The organism is Streptomyces olindensis (genome assembly GCF_040645895.1).
In the GTDB taxonomy this organism is placed as follows: Bacteria; Actinomycetota; Actinomycetes; order Streptomycetales; family Streptomycetaceae; genus Streptomyces; species Streptomyces olindensis.
The window spans coordinates 17,761-35,496 of record NZ_JBEYZD010000088.1; the positions used below are offsets into that span (position 1 = coordinate 17,761).

A 17,736-nucleotide genomic window follows, 5' to 3' on the forward strand; every position below is an offset into this window, starting at 1 on the left:
AAGGTCGGTGGCGGGCGCGCGCCTCACGTCACGAAGAAGATCCCGGCGTCGGTGCCCGCGGGCGTGTACTCGGCGAGCCGGGCCCGGAGGCCGTCCTCGCGCTGCGGCCGGTACAGGTCGTGGAAGGCGCCGAGTTCGGCTCCGTCGTCCGCGCCCCGCCGGATCTGTTCGGGGGCGCAGTCGGCGAGCAGTCCGTACCAGGGCGTGCCGTAGCGCTGGGAGGCGAAGAGGGGCTTGGTGTCCGGGCAGCGGTGGCGGCGCGGGGTGCGCGAGCCGGAGGGGACGTAGGAGTGGCGCAGGCAGCCGATGCCGCGCCGGGCCACGTGGAGCCGGCCCGTGAGGACGCTGTTCTCGGCGATCTCGACGGCGTGCGTGTGGATCTCGCCGAAGACGGTCGTGCGGTGCAGGTGCAGCACGGCGTGGGCGTGGCGGCAGTCCGGGGCGGAGAGGGCCTCGCGGTCGTCGGCGGTGGCGTCGAGGACGCTGTCGCGGATGTGGATGTCGAGGGGGTCCTCGCCCACCTCGTCGCCGATGACCTCGATGGTGCCGAGGACGCTGTGCTCGATCTGGAGGCACGCGGTGGTGCGGTCCAGGACGATGCTCGGTTCCTCCGGCGAGTGCGGTGCGCACTCGGGCTCCAGCGACCAGCCGGGCACGAGGGTGCTGTGCCGTACGACGACGGCGCCCATCGCGCCGGCGACGTTGATGCCGCGTCCGGCGACGAGCAGCCCGTCGAGCACGACCCGGGGCCGCTCGTGCGGGGCGCAGTCCTCGGACACGGCGCGGATGTTGAGAGCGTCGGGGCGGTTGCTGTACCAGTCGAGCAGGCGGATGACCGGGCGGGTGCCCTCCGCCGCGCGCAGTTCGAGCCGGTCGCCCGGGTCGAGGTCGAAGTCGAGCTGCTCCTGGTAGGCGCCGCTGTGTGTGATCTCGATGATGCCGGCGGGCCCGGTCCGGTCGGCCCGGCGGTCGTGCTGCCAGGCCCGGTAGGCGTCCATGATCTGCCGGTACGGCTGCCCGGGCCCGACCCGGTACACCTCGGCGTCCGGCCGCGGCTCGCGGTTCCGCTCGTACTCGCCGCCGCCCAGGTCGGCGGCGGCCGCGTAGTGGTAGTCGACCCACACGCCCTGCCGGGGAGCGGAGCGCGCACCGAACGCGATCCGGCCCAGCTCCGGGTCGACGGCCACCTGCCCGCGCCGGGGCCGGTAGCGCCAGTCGGACAGGTCGGCGACCACGATGTCCGAGGGCGGTACCGGGTTGTCCTCGCCGTCGCGGCGGATGACGAAGCTCTTGCCGGGGCCGTAGTAGTCGAGCAGCCGGTCGTGCAGGAGGCGCCGGGTGACGAACGCCGGGACGTTGTCGACGGTGGCGATGTGCGTCGGCGAGGGCTCCGGGAACGGCTTGGTGGCCAGCGGGGTGTCGTTGCCGAGGATCGAGAAGGTGTAGAGGTTGCGGGCCCGGTCGATGCAGTAGGCCGGGGTGCGGGTCAGCGGGTACGCCTTCAGCCGCCACACGAACAGCGCGACGCCCGCCGGGCTCCAGCCGCCCTGCCGTCGGGCGGAGTCGGCCCTGCGGACGTCGACCGTGCGGGCCGTGCCCGCGAACGGCCCGCCGCCGAGGGCGAGTTCGGCCCCGTCCCGCAGGTCGGCGAGACGGCCCCGCTCACCGCGCCGGCTGCCCGTGCCGTACAGCTTCACCGGCTGGGTGTGCGCCACCTGCCGGGACAGTTCGACGGCCCGGGCGGGCCAGTCGGCGACCTGCTCGGAGAGTTCCTCCAGCAGGTGCAGGGTGCCCTTGCGGCGGCGGTTGGCGACGGTGGCGGCCACGTCCCGGCGCGGGGCGACGGCCTCGGCGAGCGCGGACCGGCCGCCGTCGTGCAGGCCGGTGGTGAGGACACTCCCCCAGCCTCCGGCCGGGGGGACCCCCACGTAGCCGGGCAGGGTGCGGTAGCCGACCAGGTCGCCGAGATAGGGCAGCACCCAGGGGGCCGCCGTCTCCACGAACAGGTCCTCGTAGCCCTGCTCGACGCCGTCGCGGACGCGGTCGATCTGCTCGGCGATCACGGCGAGCAGTGCGCGCAGCGGCTCGCCCTCCTCGGCGTCGCGCAGCCGGTGCCAGCGGGGCAGCAGCGCGGCGAGCCCGTCCGGTTCCCTGGGCACCACCGGGGCCGGCGTCTCCAACCGGGTGTCGGGGGACATCACTTGACCTCCGTCAGAATCAGGGTGTCCGCGGCCCGGGGCGACAGCAGTGCGAGCTGGGCCGGACGGATGCCGCGGAAGACGTACACCGACCGGCCCGCGGGCAGACGCCGGGTGTCGGTGATGTCGGGGTTGAGGCGCAGGAGTTCGGCGAGCGGGATGCCGTACCGGGCGCAGATCTCCGAGAGTGTCTCGCCGTTCTCGGCGCGGACGGTGTGGGTCCTCTCGTCGTACCTCGCCGGGTGCGCGGGGACGGACGCGCGGGGCGGTCCGGGCCGGGTGAGCAGCTCGGTGAGCTCCTCCGGGGTGGCGGAGGCGGGGACGCCGGTGAAGACGTCGACGTCCACGTAGTCGACGCCGGGCACGGTGTGGGCGGTGGCCAGGACCTCGGAGAGGCGGGCGGGCCGGCCCAGTTCGCGGCCCTCGAAGCCGAGGCGGCGCAGCAGGGCCCGGCGCAGGCGCGGCTCGACGTTCTGCCAGGCGTGGTCGGGGGCGACCTTGACCCGGGCGGCGAGCAGCAGCAGGACCGGCTCGCGGCCGTCCACGCGGACCGGGAGGTTCGCGTCGCCGTACTCGGTGAGGGCGCCGCGCAGGGCGCGCAGGGTGTCCGAGTCGGGGGCGATCGGCACGTCGTCGGTGCCGGCGACCGTCACGTGCAGCACGCGCCTGCGTCCGTCGAAGAGTTCGCGTGCCGAGGCCCGGCCGATGCCGGCGCGGGAGCGGGCGAAGTCCTCGTAGTCGGAGGCGGAGACCAGCCGGTCCAGGGCCGACACGGCCAGCGGGATCGTGCGGCGGGTCAGGCCCGGGCCGTCGGCGTCGGCGCCGCCGGTCGCCGGGCGCGGGTTGGTGACGGCGGTGACGCCGAGCGGCCGGGTGAGGGGCTGGGTGATCCGGTCGGCGGGCACGTTGGCGGCCTTGCCGGTGCCGAAGCGGTACCGGGCGCGGATGTTCTCGTGCCCGGAGGGCAGGCGGGCGCCGTGCACGCCGTCGCCGAAGGTCACCGTCGTGCGGCCGTCGGCGGTGGCGCCGGTGATGTAGACCCGCTCGGTCGGGCCGCGTCCCGCGAGGCTGTCGACCTCGTGCCACAGCACGCCGTCGACCCGGATCTCCAGCACGGGCGTGGCGCCGAGGGGGTTGTCGTCGGCGAGCCAGGTCAGCGGGGACTGCCAGAGCGCGAAGGTCTGGTTGACGCGGTCCGAGTCGCCGCTGCCGATGGCCTCCTCGCGGCTCTCGCCGTGGGTGGCCTCGACGACGTTGCCGAGGATGCGGACCGTCTCACGGCGGTAGCGGTGGGCCAGGTCCGCGGTGAGGACGAGCCGGGTGTGCACGCGGTCGCCGGGCAGCCGCGGGTCGGCGGCCGGTTCGGCGGCGGCGATCGTGACGACCTCGGTGGCCCTGACGCCGGCCGTGCCCGGGAGGTCACTGCGCTCGCCGGCCACGATGAGCGTGCGGCCCGGCCGCAGCCCCTCGTACAGCTCGGCGAGTTCGATCTCGTTGCCGTGCACGTCCTCGCCGAGCGGCTCGTCGGCCGGGCTCAGCGGCTCCCCCGCCGCGTGCACGGTGGTGTCGCGGATGTGGGACAGCAGGACATCGAACTCGTCCAGCCAGGGGTCGGCGAGGGTGAGTTCGGTGCCGCGTCCGGTGATGCCGTAGTTGGTGTACGCGGCCGTGCGCGCGGCCACCACCTGGGTGGTGACGAACGCCAGCTTCGGATCGCCGGGGACGCCCTGGTCCGCGCCCTTGGCGGGCCGCCGGATCGCGACCCAGCTGCCGACGGTGATGCCCTCGTGCACGGTGTCCAGCTGGAGCGTGCGGCGGTTGACGGGCTCCGGCTTGGTGGCGACGACGACCTCGACGTGGGGCTCGGCGCTGCCCACGGTGTATTTGAGGCCGACTTCGTACTCGCCGTGCGTGAACTGCTCGCTCGCCCCCGGCCGGAGCGCGATCTGCTCGGAGGTGCCGTTGTAGACGCCGACGTGGACCAGGCCCTCGTCGTCGGGGCGCGACACGAACAGGGTGCGCTCGGGCAGGCCGGAGTGGAGGCGGGCGGTGACGCCGGGCTCCTGGGAGTCGGCGGGCCGCCGGTTGAGCCAGCTCAGGTCGCGGTCCTGACCGGAGCGCACGGACAGTTCGACCTGTCCGGGGCCGAGGGTGAAGGTGACCGGCTGGGTGACGGGCAGGTTCTCGGCGCGCTGGTCGGAGCTGCTGCCCTCCACGTACTGGAGTTCGGCCCGGACCGGCACCTTGCCCGCCGTGTCGTACACGACCCGCAGGGTGGCCAGCACCGCGCCGGTCAGCGGCCAGTCGGCGGTGCGGATGACCCGGCCGCGGTCGTCCTGGACCGGCTTCAGCGGGGCCGTGGCGCCGAAGGGGGCCGCGGTGACACGCAGGGCGAGCAGCTCGCGCAGCAGCCGTGGGCTGCCGGGGGCGGCGGCCGTGCGCCAGGCCGGGTAGAGGCTGCCGAGGGTGGGGTCGAGGGCGGTCAGGAGGCGGGCGGTGTCGGTGCCGGGGAGTGGGTGGCCGGTGGGGCCTTGCCGGGTGTAGGTGGTGGCCCGCAGGGCGGGAAGTACCGCGCCCAGAGCTTTCAGAGCGGCTGCGCGCGAGTCGCCCCCCAGGGGCGCGGGGAACTGCGCGACCAGCCCAGACGGCGCCGCGGACGGTAGACGGCCGATGGAGGCACCATCTTCAGCCGTCTGCCCGGGCGCCAGCTCCAGCGCCCGCTCGGCCAGTTCCGCCAACACCGCTTCCAACTGCTCGAACCACTCCGCCACGTCCTCATACGGCTCGGCCAGCACCTGAGCCTCACCGAGCCGGGCGAGAGGTTCCGCGAGGCGCGCCGCGAGCCGCTCGGGCGTCTTCACACCGTCCAAGTCGTCACGCAAGGGCTCCAGGACCTGGTCCTCGAAGTCCTCGATCAGCCGGCTGACCGGGCGCGGGTTGGGCACCTCCGGGGTCGGCGGCTCCTCCCCCGGCTCTCCCGGCTGCGCCGGAAGTGCGGTCCAACGCCGTACCTCATCGACGAGTTCCTTCAGGCTCGGCGGCGCCGACTTCGGCAGGGAGATCGCCGTGACGTCGTCGTCCCGGTCGACACGCGCCTTCGCCACCGGCAGCAACTTGCGCTCGCCGCCCGCCTCTTCACCGAAGACGAAGAGCAACTGGTCACCCGTCTGCAACGAGTGCGCCGTGCCCTCGACGAACAACTCCGAGCGCTTCGAAAGGTCCTGCGGCGTGAGCAGCGAGGGACGGCGACGGCGCACCTTCAGTTCGTTGAAGTCCCAGCGGGCGACCAGGTCCCGGCTGGTCTCGAAGGTCAGGGACACCTCGTCGGCGGAGGCGGGCACGCTGTGGCTGCGCGCGCCGCGCGGGATCAGCACGTTCTGGGCCTCGGCGCGCGGGTCGCGTTCGAGGGTGTACGCCAGGTGCGTGGCGGCCGCGACGCCGGGCCGCGGCCGGTGTCCGACGAGCCGGCCGAGCAGCACCAGGGAGCGGTGTTCGTCGGCGGTGCGGAGGTAGGCCTCGTCGGCGATCCGTTCCGAGTGGAAGGTGAGCAGGTCGCCGAGGACGGCGGTGGCGTCGAGCAGACCGATCGCCGGGTCGTCCGGGGTGCGGACGGTGAGGCCGTTCAGGGCCGGGTAGGCGGGCGAGGCGAGCCGGTCGAGCAGGGCGGCCAGGAAGGAGCCGTACGTGCCGACGCGGTAGTCCAGCGCGGTGCGGCCGGGCGGGTTGTGCGGCGGGGTGGGCGCGAGGCGCTCGTCGTGGCCGCCGCGGCAGGCGCCGCCGCAGCTGCAGTCGTCGGTCGCGGTGACCGGGTGCGGGTCCGTCATCGGGCACCTCCCAGGGATATCGCCAGCAGGCCGTTCTCCGGCCGGTCGGGGTCGTTGTCGCAGGTGGCGATCTCCAGCGGGCCGAGCCGCAGCACGCCGTCCTCCCTCTCTCCTCGGTCCTGTCCGGACAGGCGCCGCAGCCGGGCGACCTCGACGCCCGCCACCCCGGGCACGGCCGCGGCGACGGCCACCAGGCGGCTGAGCCTGACGGGTTCGCCGAAGGTCAGCGCGTCGGGGTGGAAGAAGCCGAGCCGTCCGCCCGGCAGCCGTCCGCTGCCCAGCACGCGGTACAGCTCGGCCAGGATCTGGCCGTGCTGGTGGCCGGGCTCGGCGCACACGGTCAGCGCGATGTCGAGCGGCACCAGCCGGGCGGGCCCGACGACGAGGTCGTGGCCGATGCGCCGGTACGCCTCGAGCGCCTGGGTGACCGAGTCGAGCAGGTCCGGCGACGGGGCGGCGGTGCCGTACGCGTCGATCGCGATGTGCGCCTCCTGGACGCTGCCGGTCCAGCGGATCTCGGCCGCCGCGCGCTGCACGCCGGGCAGCGCGCTCGCGAGGGCCGCGTAGTCCTCGGCGGTCACGGCCCGCAGCCGGGTGCGGCGCAGGTCGAGCGGGGCCAGCTGGCGGACCTGCTCGACGGGTTCGGGCCGGGTGCCGCCGGTGGCGGGCAGCGGGTTGCGCACGACGGCGGCCGGCAGGTCGCATTCGCCCTGGACCACCAGGTGGTTGATGGCCTCGGCGCCCACGTTGCCGGTGGTTCCGCCACCGAGCCGGTAGCGCAGCTCCAGGCGGGTGCCGGGGGTGGGCTTCGCGCCGTGCCGGCCGTCCCCGAAGCGCACGGCCAGTCGGCCGTCGTCCTCCAGTTCGCCCACGAAGTGCCTCTCGCGCGGCCCGCTGTCGAGCAGGTCGCGGCGCGGCACCCAGGTCCCGTCCGGGCCGTGCAGGCGTACGGCGGGCAGCGCCCGGCGCGGGTCCTGGGCGAGGGCGGCGGTCGCCGAGCCGCGCAGCACCGTCTCCTCGGGGTGGAGTCCGGCCGCGTAGGCCGGGCCCCAGGCGTGCGCGATCTCCCAGGCGATGTGCCCGTCGAGGACCGTGCCCGCGCGGGCCCGGGCGGCGAGGACCTGGACGCGGCGCAGCTTGGTGTCGAGCAACTGGTCGCTGCGGTAGAGCAGTTCGCGCAGGGCGCGGACCGGGTGGCGGCGCAGTTCGAGGCGTTCCAGCACGTTCAGGCCGTAGACCACGGCGAGTTCGGCGATCTCCTCCTCGGCGAGCCCGTCCCGGTCGCGGGCGCTGCGCCACAGCTCGACGAGCCGCTGCCGCACCCGGCCGGGGACGGCCGCGATGCGCTCGGCCTGCCCGGCCGCGACGGTGCCGGGGTCGGGGAAGGGCACCGCCTGGGTGACGGGTGCCCGGCCGACGACGGGGCGGAAGCGGGGGGCGATGCCGGGATAGACCGACTGGGCTAGCAGCGTGCGCAGCGCGGCGGCCTGGGCGTAGGCCGTGCCGGGCACGACCTGTTCGTGCCGCTGCCCGGCGCTCTCCAGCCCGATGCCGGCCCGGCCCACGGCGGCCTCGCCGACGACGTCGAAGAGTTCGCGGACGTCGTCGGGTACGAGGGCCCGGCCCGAGGCGGCCCGCTCCGTGAGGGCGTTGATCAGCCGGGCGGGCGCGTTGCCCTCCTCGGTGTCGCGGCAGCCGAAGGCGGGGGTGTCGCAGGGGGCGACCACGGCGGGCACGGGCGGCACGGTGACCGTCTCGGGGAGGCCGGTCAGTGTCCTGCCGTGGTCGACGAGGACGACGTTGCCGCGGGCGAGGGTGACGTCCTCGACGGGCAGGCAGTCGCGGCCGCCGCGGGTGGTCAGGCAGAGGGGGAAGCGCAGCGCGTCCTCGGCGGCCCAGGTGACCTCCAGGACCGGCTGGTCCTCGATCCGGTCCAGGCCGGGCGTGACGGAGGTGAGGCGGACCGCCTGGCGGTGCGCGGGGTCGGCGTCGCCGGGGGTGCCGGTGCGCGGGCCCTTCACCTCCTCCAGGACGATGACGTCGCCGGGCTTGAGGTCGAGGCGGCGTTCGCGGCAGGTCTCCGGGTCCGCCCAGGAGTCCCGCAGGGTGGCGGCGGTGGCGCCCTGCGGCAGGGCGCACACCTCGCCGCCCCAGGTCCACAGCCGGATCGCGTTGTGCGCGACCTTCAGGTCCAGCGGGTCGGTGGCGACGACCGGTTCGAAGACCTCCACCGAGCCGCGCTCGTCGAGGTCGCCGAGGTCGGCCTCGTCGATGACCGTGCCCGGTTCGGGGCGGTCGTGCGGGTCGAGGCTGCGCACGTCGACGGAGGCGAAGCGGAACGTGCCCGGGGCGAGCGTCCGGTCGTCCGCCGTGCGGACGGTGACGTAGGCGCGGGCGTTGCAGCCGTCGTGCATCGCGTAGTCGATGAGCCGCACGTGGCGGCGTACGGAGACCCGGCGGCGGGCGGTGTCGAGGTAGGCCTCGGTGGCGACCGCGTCCTGCTGGTAGCTGATCCGGTCGCCGGTGTGGGCGAGGAGTTCGACGAGGGTGACGCCCAGGTCGGCGGGGTTGCGCTCGGCCCAGTCGGGGGTGGTGAGCGCGAGCCGGTCCAGGAGCAGCTTGCGGATGGTGTCGTAGTCGCGGGCCGTGTAGTCGACGACGGGTGCGGCGGGGAAGTCCGGTGCGGTCCGGTCGTCGTCGGTGCAGTCGAAGGGGGTGGGGCAGTCGGGACGGAAGTGGAAGGTGGCGCTGTGGTAGCGCTGGTCGAAGCCGCGGTAGGGCTCGGTGCCGGGCCGGCCGTAGGGGTCGGTCTCGACGAGGGAGAGCCGGTAGCGGGAGGTGTCGCCGGTCTTGTCGAGGGTGACGTAGAGCCGGTCGTCGAGCTCGGGGTCCTCCTCGCGTTCGACGCTGACGTCGACGGCGGTGATGCCGGTGACACGGCGGCCGCCGTCGACGCGGACGTTCTCCGGGCCGAGGCCGTGCGGGGCCTTGCCGAGGAAGGTGACGGTGAGCAGCAGGCCGTCGTCACCCACTTCGACGTTGTCGATTCCGCCCAGTCGCGCGGCCCGCACCTTGCTGCGGCGGGACGCGGTGGTGCCGGCCGTCATGCGGCGGCCCTCCCTTCGAAGACGTCGTCACGCTGTGCGCCCGTGGCGCGCACGGCGTACGAGAGATGGACGCGGACGACGCCGTCCTCACCGCCCTCGCTGACGATGTCGAGGGCCTGTACGTCGATGAGGTCGCCGAGCCAGCGCTGCAGTGCGGCCTGTACGGAGAGTTCGAGCGTGCTGATCAGTTCGGGGCTGTTGGGCGCGAACACCAGGTCCAGCAGTCCGCAGCCGAAGTCGGGGCGCATCACGCGCTCGCCGGGGCTGGTGAACAGCAGCTGCTCGATCAGGTCGTGGACGTGCTCGCCGTGCCCGGCGTGCGCGGTGCGTCCCCGGCGGTCGGCGCGGAAGGGGAACGCGATGTCGGAACGGGGCCGGGCGGCCCGGTTGTCGGGGCTCATCGGACGGTGACCTTTCGCTGCGCGGCCTGGACGACGGGCGGCCCCTGCGGGACGAGGGCCGCGCTGAAGCACTGGGCGGCGGAGGTGTCGAGCAGCACGGGCGCGCCGTCGACGGTGATGCCGGTGCCGTCGGCGGTCCAGCGGACCGTGGCGCACGGCGAGGGCACCCGGTCGACGGTGTGCGGGCAGCCGGTGACCACGTAGTGGTGGGCGGTCGTGGCGACGGCGGCGCCCGCGACGCGGATGCCACCGGCGGGCGGCGTGGCGGCGGTGACCCGGCCGCCGTGCGGGCAGCCGATCACGGTGCCCGTGTCGAGGAGATTCCCGGTCAAGATCTGTTCCCCCGTCTATCGCTTGGAGAGCACGGTCAACTGGCCCTCGTTGATCGTCACTTCACGCCCGCGCAGCACGACCTCGGCACCCGCGCCGGTCGCGATGACCACGGCTTCCCGAGTGATGCGGATGTACGCGCCGCCCTGGGCCTGGAGGAGGATCCCCTGCTCGGCGCCGGGCGTGTCGTTCATGACGAGCTTGTGCGCGCCCGGCGTCTGCACGACGACGGGCTTGGCCGGCGAGCCGGCCCCGAGTTCGCGGCGCGCGTCGGGCGGCAGCTCCTCGGCGGTGCCGTACCAGCAGCCCGTCCACACCGGGAAGCTGGGGTCCCCCTGCTCGAACTCCACCCACACGCCCGCGCCGGGCGGCGGCACCACGAACTGACCCGACTCCGGCCCGGTGAAGGGCAGGCAGGGCAGCGCCCAGGTCGACGGCTCGTCGCCGAGCACGTCGGGGACCTCGACGGTGATGCGGCCGATGCGCAGCGGGTCGTCGTTGTCGACGACCCGGCCGCGGAACTTGCCGAGGTAGCGATTGCTGGGTGCCGCCATGGTGGAGGTGCTCCTGGGTGGTGGTCGTGGGTGCCTGCGGGTTACGGCCGGACGTGGTCGCTGCGGGCTTCGAGGCCCTCGCGGGAGAGGGTGAAGTTCTGCTGGTACGAGCCCGGCCGCAGGTTGTGGGTGACGGACTTGACGTAGTAGTCGCCGTCGTAGGCGCGTCCGGCGCCCCGGACGCCGACGAGCTGGCGCGGCTGGAGGATGTAGCCGTGCCGGTTGACGTCGAGGGAGCCGGAGCCGGAGACGACGTCGGCGGAGACGGCCGCGCGGGCGAGCAGTTCCGCCTCGGCCTGTTCGCGCTGCTGCTTGGCGGTGCCGGACAGCGTCCTGCGCTTCAGGGCCGGGGTGGGGCGCCGGCCGAGGGGCGGGCGCAGCGGGCTGATCGGCGGTTGCGGAAGCAGGGTGGACTGCCTGGTCCCCGGGTCCTGCCAGCGGGCCTGCGGCTCCTCGCGGGCCGTGCCGTCGTAGGCGAAGGTCAGCTGGTCGACGGTGGAGTGGGCGTCCATGTTGACGTTGAGGGCGTGCTGCCGGATGCCGAGCCGGACCTCCGGGCCCCAGCGGGCGGACGACTGACCGGGGCGGGGTCCCGGCTCCAGGTAGAAGGTGTACCCGTTGGCCCTCGCCAGCTCGGTGACGTACTGGAGGTCGGTGCCGGTCTGGTAGTGGACGCGCAGGTCCTGGTGCGGGGGCTGGGCGACCTTCTCGGTGTAGACGTCGGGGCGGATGCCGTAGTCGGAGTAGCGGCGCAGGATGCTGAGGACCCGCTCGGAGGGCGGCAGGTTGGGGTAGCGGGCGGTGCGCTCCTCCAGGTCCATCAGGAGGGTGAGGTCCTCGCCGGTGACGGTGAGGGTGGAGTGGCCGGGGCGGTTGCTGGCGCCGACCTCGTGCCGGACGATCAGGCCGTCGAAGAGCACGTCGGAGGTGCCCTTGACGCTGACGGTGACGATGATCCGGGTCTTGGGGTCGAAGAAGCCCTCCGGCAGCAGCCGCCGGCTGATCAGCCCGTTCTTGGTGAGGTCGAACGCGATCTGGAAGCCGCTGCGTTCACCGGCGGTGGCGGTGATCTGGGCGGTGAGCAGGGCCTCGGTGGCCTCCGCCGGGACCGGCCGGGTGAGCTTGGGTCCCATGAGGAGGGTGATGTGGACGGGGCCCTGCCCCACGGGCAGGTCAAACACGCCGGTCTCCTCGGGGGAGGCCGCCGGCGTACGGGATGCCGATGACCCGTCCGGCCTCGTCGGTCAGCTCCCTCGGGTCCAGGACGGGGTTGGCGTCGGCGATCTGCCACCACTGGCCGGGGTCGCCGAAGTAGCGCTGGGCGAGCAGGTCGGGGCGCTCGCCGGCGCCGACGGTGTGGTCCTGCGTCTCCTGCTCGTCCAGGGGCGGCAGCAGCCGGCGCTTGGTGTATCGGACCTCGGTCCCGTCGGGCCGCCGGTGGATGCCGATCTCGGCGTCGTGGTAGCGGCTGGTGCGGGGGTAGGGGTGGGCGCCGGGTATCGCGTCCAGGGCGTTCTCGTACGGTTCGATGTCGGCCATGTGCGGCTCATCCCCTCCCGATCACGGCGTTGGTTCCGGACAGGCCCAGAGCGCCCAGGCCGGCGCCCCGCGCGGCGCCCGCCAGCCGTTCCTTCTGCGCCAGGTGCGCCATGTACAGGTCGGCTCCGCGGTGCCCGGCGGGCAGGTCGCTGACGGTGAGGATCTTCATCCCGATGCTGAGCGAGGCGCGGATCGGGTTGAGGTTCACGTCGAACGCCGACTCGTTGATGGACAGTTCGGTGAGCCGCACGGGCATGACGCGCTTGCTGCCCCAGGTGAAGAGGGTGAGCGGCATCTCGATGGGGCTGATCTCGATGGCGCCCTTCTGCGACAGGCGCATCGCCTCGCGCAGCTTGGCGGTGGTCGGCTGCACGAGCATTTCGAGTGTGGCGAGCTGGGGGTGGATGCCGTCGGGTGCGGCGATGTCCAGCTGGTCGGTGGCGTCGATCTCGGCGGTGAACTTCCAGGTCTCCTGGGCGGGTCCCTTGAGCCGCAGGGCCTCGTTGCGGTCCCCGCTGCCGGTGCCGCCGCCGGAGGCGTCCCCGCTGTCCCCGGCCGACTGCGGGCTGACGCTGCGCTCCAGGGTGTCCGGGTTGAACTGCAGCACGATGATGCGCTGGGGCGTGCCGGTGTCGGGGTTGACGACGACGATGCCGGAGCGGATGGGTTTGGGGATGTCGGCGTAGCGGGTCATGTGCGCTCCCGGAGGCGGGCCAGAAGGTGCCTGTAGTCGTGGTCGGGAAAGAGCTCCGGAAGCACTTCCAGCATGGCCCGGAGGTCCGCGGCCGTGCCGCCGAATTCCTCCTCGGTCAGTGGCGCCTGGGTGAAGAGGTGCTGCCAGTCGAACACGCCCTTGGTCAGCCGCAGAGTGTCCATGTAAGCGCGGTAGTCGAGTTCCATCCGCCACAGCGTGTTCGTCCGGTGATCGGAGAACCAGACCTCGGGATCCTCACCGCCGGGCTCCAGCCGCAACGCGACGAAGGAACCGTTCCCGGTGAAGGGACTGGAGTCGATCACGCGGAATCCGGTGGCCAGTTCACGCTGTTCGTCCGAGTAGAGCGACGAGGGGAATTCCGGAGCGTCCTCGTGCACGGCCAGCGGCAAGGGCGTGAGCCGGAACTCGCCTGCCAGATAGGGGTAGGGGTCGAGAGTCCGCCATTGACTGCCCAGCTGTGAGAACCGGATGTACTCGCTGCGGAGTTCCGCGCCGATCTCGATGCCCTCCCACTCGGCGAGGTCGTCGAAGGCCGTGTCCTCCGCCGTCAGGTCGATGTCGTCCCGCACCTCGTTCAACACATCGACACCCGGGCTTTCGCACAGCTCGTCGAGGACTTTGAGCCAGCCCTCTTCGTACGCTGTCGGTTCCTCGAGTTCCATACCTTCTCCCATGACCTACCTGAAATAAAGCCGCTTGCCATTTTCGGCCGCCTGCAAGATCGCAACCACTCTCTTCGCCGCGGCCAGCGCGGCACCGTTTGTCGCCTGACTCTCCAGCTCGGTCTCGAGGTCGGTCATTCCCGCGAATTTCTTGCCCGGCTGATCGTCCCTGAGCTTCAGAACTCTCTTGGCGGTGGCGGCGTTCAGCTTGGTCACCGCGATCAGTTCCTTGTACGTGGCCTGGTTGAGGTTGACCGAGAGCGGTGTGTTTCCGGTGGCCTGCCACGGAGGCGGGGCGAAGCTGCCCGTCGTCCAGGATCCGCCCGGGCGGCTCTTCCGCTGCCAGTGCCCGTTGGGGTATTCGTACGTACCCCAGTGCATGTCCACGGCACTCGGATATCCCGGATAGTTGCTCCGCATGGTGATGTCGACGTCGTACCAGACCATGCGCTCGAGCTGACCGGACCCTCCGGACTTCTTGCCGATCGCGCGTGCGGCGGGATGTTCGGCCTTCTCCCGCGCGTCGATGTTGTCCTCCCGGCGGGCCGGTGCCAGGTTCGACGTCGAGGCATGACCGCCGAGGACCGCGGTGAGCATGTGCATACGCACCCAGTCGCCTCTCGCGGTGATGCCGTTCGCGACGGCCCTGTCCCAGCCCAGCGGCCATGCCTCGGGACGATGATTGGCTTCCGTGCCCACCGGTGTGTCCTGCTGGATGTAATGCGCCCTGAAGGACTTGGCGGTGTCGCCGTCGGAGAACACCGGAAGAATGGTGTCCGGCAGCGGCGGCTCGTCCCCGCCTCGTGAACGCTGCTCCAAGGCGGTCGCCAGTTGCTCCATCAGCGCCCTGAGGGCTGTCAGTTGCGTCTCGATGCCCGCCTGGTCGGCCGACAGGAAGATCGGCTCTCCGTATGTCTGCCGTCCAGTGCGCCGGGTGTACCCGCTGTTGCTCGTCTCCCGGTCGGGGAGGCGTCCCTGGGCCCTTTCCGCTCTCTCGCGCAGTGCTTCCGCCTGCTTGCGGGCGGTCTCCTGGCTGGTGCGCAGGTCCTGCCGGTTCGAGATCGGGGGCGTGTTGTTCTCCCGCTCCCAAGCACTGATGTAGGACGTGATCGCGGCCAGAGTGCTCCGCATGGCCAGGTCGCCGCTCTTGCCCCTGCCGTCGAAGAGCAGCGTGTGCATGGCGCCGTCCACGGCACGGAAACGGACGGAAGGCAGCTCGTAGTCCTTCCTGCCCTGTTGCCACGCCTGCTGTTCCCGGTCCCGCGCGCGATCCCGGTGGCGATCGCGCGACCGATCCCGGTCGTTCCTCATGCGCCATTGCTCGCGCAGCTTGCGCAGCCTGTCGTTCAGGCGGCTGCCCAGCTTGCGGCGTGCCTTGCCGAAGAGCTTGCCGGTGGCACGGCGAGCACGGTTGACGGCCGACTTGATGGTCTGGCGAGCGCGTCGGAGCGGGCGACGCCGGGGGCGGTCCTTGTCGGTTTCGCGGCGGCGATCGTCGATCGGGCGCCGTCCGTCGTCGCGGCGGCGGTCGTCGTCCCGACGGCGGTCCGTGGCCGTGGCACGACGGTCGCCCGGACGCGTGTCCTTGGGGTCGCGGTCGTTCGGGTCGCGGCGGCGGTCGGGACGCAAGGTGTCGCGCCCCGGGCCGCGGCGCGCCGGCGCGTTGGACCGCTCCTGCCTGTCGTCGTCCTTCATCCTCCGTTCCGCATCCCGCATCCGCCGCCTGGCCGCGTTCACGTCCCGCCCCTCGTCGCGGCGTTCGTCGTCGTCCCGGCGTTTCTTCGGGCGGGTGGTCTGGGCGGGGCGGTTCTTCTTCTGGGGGGTGGAGCGCTTGCCCGGGCGGGGCCTGGACGGGGGGCGGGAGGTCTTGTCCGGGGACGGTTTGCGCGGGGCCGGGCGGTCGGCGGGCCTGTCGTCCGTGTGGTCGGTCCGGCGGTCGGGGGCCGGTGTGCGGTCGTCGGAGGCGGCCGGCTGCTGGTCCCTGGGCTTGTCCTGACCGGGCGGCTGGTCGGATCCGTCGGACGGACCCGGCTGCTTCTTCTTCGTGCGGAGGTTCTTGAGCATGTCGCCGAGGCGTTCGGCCACCTTGCCCATGAAGCGGCTGACGCCCTCGATCAGGAACTCGTAGATCAGTTCGAGCAGTGCGACGACTCCCGCCGCGACCGCCTTGGCGAAGGGCAGGGCGCCGTTGCCGCTCTTGACCGACTTCAGGAAGTCCATGAACAGGCCGAACGCGGCGAGGATCTCGCTCAGGGCGCCCCACGCGACCTGGAGGGCGTCGATGATGGCCATCACCCAGCCGGCGCCGGGGATGAGCTTGGCGACGACCTTCTCGACGACCATCACGCCGATGATGACCGGGAGTTGGGGCAGCGCCTCGTCCCAGGCCATCTGGGCCATCTGCTCGACGGAGACGCCGCCGGAGACCAGCTCCTGGAAGTCCTCCATCGGAATGCCGATGATCTCCTGGACCTTCTGGTTGAACCAGGCCTTGACGGCGGTCTTGACCTCCTCGAAGAGGTACTCCTTGGCGCCCGTCTCCGCGGCCGCCCCGGCCTTGCTGATCCAGTCGCCCGGGTCGGAGACGATGTCGTTGAAGATGGCCGCCCACTCGCCGAGCGCGGCGACGGCGGCGGCGCCGAACTCCAGCGCGCCCACGGTGACCGTCTCGGCGATGTCGACCGCTGCCAGGAGGCCGCCCTCCAGGACGTCGAGCCCTGCCAGCAGCGCGCCGCACAGGCCGTCGAGGAGCTTCCCCGCGACCTCCTTCAGCGCGTCCGCCGCCTCGTTGACCTTCTGCACCGCCCAGTCGCGGGCGCCGTCGATGGTGTTGCGCCATTTGTCGCGCATCGCCGGGTAGTCGGCGAGGAGTTCGTCGCCGAGGGCGATCAGCGCGTCGGCGAAGGTGTTGATCTGGTCGATGACCCAGTTGCGGGCGTCGTCGATCAGCTTGAAGACCTGCTGCTTGAACTTGTCGATGAGGTCGGTGACGACCTGCCGGGCCTTCTCGAAGATGCCCTTGATGGCGTTCTTCAGGCCCTCGAAGAACTCCTTGAGCTTCTCGATGGCCTCCTCGAGCCAGTTGTCGGCGTCGTCCTTGCCCTCCTCCTGCTTCTTCTCCGCGTCCCGCTCGGCGTTGGTCTGCTCGGTCTCGATCCGCTTGTTGTCGTCCTCGGTGCGCTTGTCGACGTCCTTGTCGGTGTCCTCTTCCTTCTTCCTGATGTCCTTGCGGACCTGGTCGTACTTCGCACCCTTCTTGCCGTCGATCTCCGAGACCTTGTCGTCCTGCTCCTTGCGCCACCGGTCCCGGGAGTCGGCGATGTCGGAACGGCCCTTGTCACGAGCGTCGGACTGCTTCTTGCCGCTGGCCGTGACCTCCCTCTGGAGGTCCTGGTCGTGCTGCCTGCGGTCGTCCGCCGCCTTCTTGTCCTTGGCCTGGCGCTCCTGACCCATCTTCTGCCGGCCCTGGGCGAAGCCCGCCTGGATCTGCGGGCCCCGGTCGTGCTCGGCCACGGCGGACGCCGACTCGATCGGCACGCCGCCGCCCGACACCGACCGCGTGCCACCCGCCTTCGCGCCCTTCTTCCCGCCGGCCACCTTGCCGGTGAGGGTCTCCTTCGGCACGTCGGGGTAGATCTGGTCCTCGCCCATGGGGCGGGCCGCGTCCTCACGTCCCGACCGGTGGAGTTCGTCGCGCCGCTGGTCGAGCTTGTCGCTCTGCTCGTCCGTGCGCTGCGGGTCGGAGTCGTTCTCGAGCGGCAGCCGGGGGGCGTCCCCCACCCGGGCGTTCTGCAGGCCCTCGTCCTTGGTCGGCAGTCCCAGGATGGAGTCGATCAGGTCGTCGAGCGGCAGGATCTCCTTCAGCAGCTTGCCGAACAGCTGGGCGCCGATGGTGAGGGCGATGTCCCACCAGCTCGGCTCCGGTACGTTCGCGCCCGGGACCTCACCCTGCGGCTTCTGCTCGCCGGTGATCTCGGGCGTCTTGCCCGGGGCGGCCTCCGTACGGGCGACCTTGGCGTTGGTGTACGTGCCCGGGGCCGCCGGCTTCGGGCCGCCGGGGACCGTGCGCGGGGAGCCGGAGGGCCGCTGCATCTTCGGCGGGGCCTTGTGCAGGGCGGTGCGCTCCTTGTCGACCGAGCGGCCGACCGCGCTGCCGACGCCCTTGAGGGTCTCCAGGGCCTGGTGCGGCTTGAGCCCCGCGGCGGTGGAAAGGCCGGACTCGGGGGTGGCGTTGGAGACGTCCGGGGGCGGGGCCTCCTTCTTGGCCTTGGCGCCGCCGGTCGCGGCGGGGCGGCCGGTGGCGCCGCGACCGCCGGATCCGCTCCGCCGACCTCACTTGCGACGTCGAGGAACGGGCAACAGATTGTCAGAATCGAAGTACTCGCGAACCTCGTCCACTACCGCTT

The 17,736-nt window shown here is 72.5% G+C and carries 11 protein-coding genes; all 11 read right to left on the reverse strand.

Going from position 1 to position 17,736, the window contains the following annotated elements; all coding sequences use genetic code 11:
- Window positions 1-23 precede the first annotated feature (23 nt).
- From ABZ948_RS35970 to ABZ948_RS36020, 11 genes are read right to left on the reverse strand one after another with little or no spacing between them, the layout of a single operon-like run.
- The gene (locus tag ABZ948_RS35970; RefSeq protein WP_359766864.1) at window positions 24-2,198 is read right to left on the reverse strand and encodes a hypothetical protein; all 2,175 of its coding nucleotides are present in this window, start codon (window positions 2,196-2,198) and stop codon (window positions 24-26) included.
- Complete coding sequence (locus ABZ948_RS35975; protein ID WP_359766866.1) at window positions 2,198-6,022, reverse strand: putative baseplate assembly protein; 3,825 nt, start codon at window positions 6,020-6,022, stop codon at window positions 2,198-2,200. The genes ABZ948_RS35970 and ABZ948_RS35975 overlap by 1 nt, the downstream gene beginning before the upstream one ends.
- On the reverse strand, window positions 6,019-9,129 hold the full coding sequence (locus ABZ948_RS35980) for a putative baseplate assembly protein (RefSeq protein ID WP_359766868.1): 3,111 nt from the start codon (window positions 9,127-9,129) through the stop codon (window positions 6,019-6,021). The genes ABZ948_RS35975 and ABZ948_RS35980 overlap by 4 nt, the downstream gene beginning before the upstream one ends.
- Window positions 9,126-9,530: a GPW/gp25 family protein gene (locus ABZ948_RS35985; RefSeq protein WP_359766869.1), complete on the reverse strand. Its 405-nt coding sequence runs from the start codon at window positions 9,528-9,530 to the stop codon at window positions 9,126-9,128. Before ABZ948_RS35985 ends, ABZ948_RS35980 begins: the two co-directional genes overlap by 4 nt.
- Complete coding sequence (locus ABZ948_RS35990) at window positions 9,527-9,862, reverse strand: hypothetical protein (RefSeq protein ID WP_359766871.1); 336 nt, start codon at window positions 9,860-9,862, stop codon at window positions 9,527-9,529. The genes ABZ948_RS35985 and ABZ948_RS35990 overlap by 4 nt, the downstream gene beginning before the upstream one ends.
- 15 nt (window positions 9,863-9,877) lie before the next feature.
- A complete protein-coding gene (locus ABZ948_RS35995) occupies window positions 9,878-10,414 on the reverse strand; it encodes a phage baseplate assembly protein V (RefSeq protein WP_359766873.1) in 537 nt (178 codons plus the stop codon).
- 41 nt (window positions 10,415-10,455) lie between these two features.
- Entirely contained in the window at window positions 10,456-11,595 is a 1,140-nt protein-coding gene (locus tag ABZ948_RS36000) for a hypothetical protein (protein WP_359766875.1), read from the reverse strand.
- Window positions 11,588-11,953: a LysM peptidoglycan-binding domain-containing protein gene (locus ABZ948_RS36005; protein WP_359766877.1), complete on the reverse strand. Its 366-nt coding sequence runs from the start codon at window positions 11,951-11,953 to the stop codon at window positions 11,588-11,590. Before ABZ948_RS36005 ends, ABZ948_RS36000 begins: the two co-directional genes overlap by 8 nt.
- Window positions 11,954-11,960: 7 nt before the next feature.
- A complete protein-coding gene (locus tag ABZ948_RS36010; RefSeq protein ID WP_359766879.1) occupies window positions 11,961-12,647 on the reverse strand; it encodes a hypothetical protein in 687 nt (228 codons plus the stop codon).
- Window positions 12,644-13,330 carry a hypothetical protein gene (locus ABZ948_RS36015; protein ID WP_359766881.1) on the reverse strand — a complete coding sequence of 229 codons (687 nt, stop codon included), beginning with the start codon at window positions 13,328-13,330 and terminating at the stop codon, window positions 12,644-12,646. The genes ABZ948_RS36010 and ABZ948_RS36015 overlap by 4 nt, the downstream gene beginning before the upstream one ends.
- Window positions 13,331-13,345: 15 nt before the next feature.
- Complete coding sequence (locus ABZ948_RS36020; protein ID WP_359766883.1) at window positions 13,346-17,422, reverse strand: hypothetical protein; 4,077 nt, start codon at window positions 17,420-17,422, stop codon at window positions 13,346-13,348.
- Window positions 17,423-17,736: the final 314 nt, after the last annotated feature.

Excerpts from the sequence above, each read along its gene's own strand:
- ABZ948_RS35970 (WP_359766864.1), bottom strand. The coding sequence starts at position 2,198 with ATGTCCCCCGACACCCGGTTGGAGACGCCGGCCCCGGTGGTGCCCAGG.
- ABZ948_RS35975 (WP_359766866.1), bottom strand. The coding sequence starts at position 6,022 with ATGACGGACCCGCACCCGGTCACCGCGACCGACGACTGCAGCTGCGGC.
- ABZ948_RS35980 (WP_359766868.1), bottom strand. The coding sequence starts at position 9,129 with ATGACGGCCGGCACCACCGCGTCCCGCCGCAGCAAGGTGCGGGCCGCG.
- ABZ948_RS35985 (WP_359766869.1), bottom strand. The coding sequence starts at position 9,530 with ATGAGCCCCGACAACCGGGCCGCCCGGCCCCGTTCCGACATCGCGTTC.
- ABZ948_RS35995 (WP_359766873.1), bottom strand. The coding sequence starts at position 10,414 with ATGGCGGCACCCAGCAATCGCTACCTCGGCAAGTTCCGCGGCCGGGTC.
- ABZ948_RS36005 (WP_359766877.1), bottom strand. The coding sequence starts at position 11,953 with ATGGCCGACATCGAACCGTACGAGAACGCCCTGGACGCGATACCCGGC.
- ABZ948_RS36010 (WP_359766879.1), bottom strand. The coding sequence starts at position 12,647 with ATGACCCGCTACGCCGACATCCCCAAACCCATCCGCTCCGGCATCGTC.
- ABZ948_RS36015 (WP_359766881.1), bottom strand. The coding sequence starts at position 13,330 with ATGGAACTCGAGGAACCGACAGCGTACGAAGAGGGCTGGCTCAAAGTC.
- ABZ948_RS36020 (WP_359766883.1), bottom strand. The coding sequence starts at position 17,422 with ATGCAGCGGCCCTCCGGCTCCCCGCGCACGGTCCCCGGCGGCCCGAAG.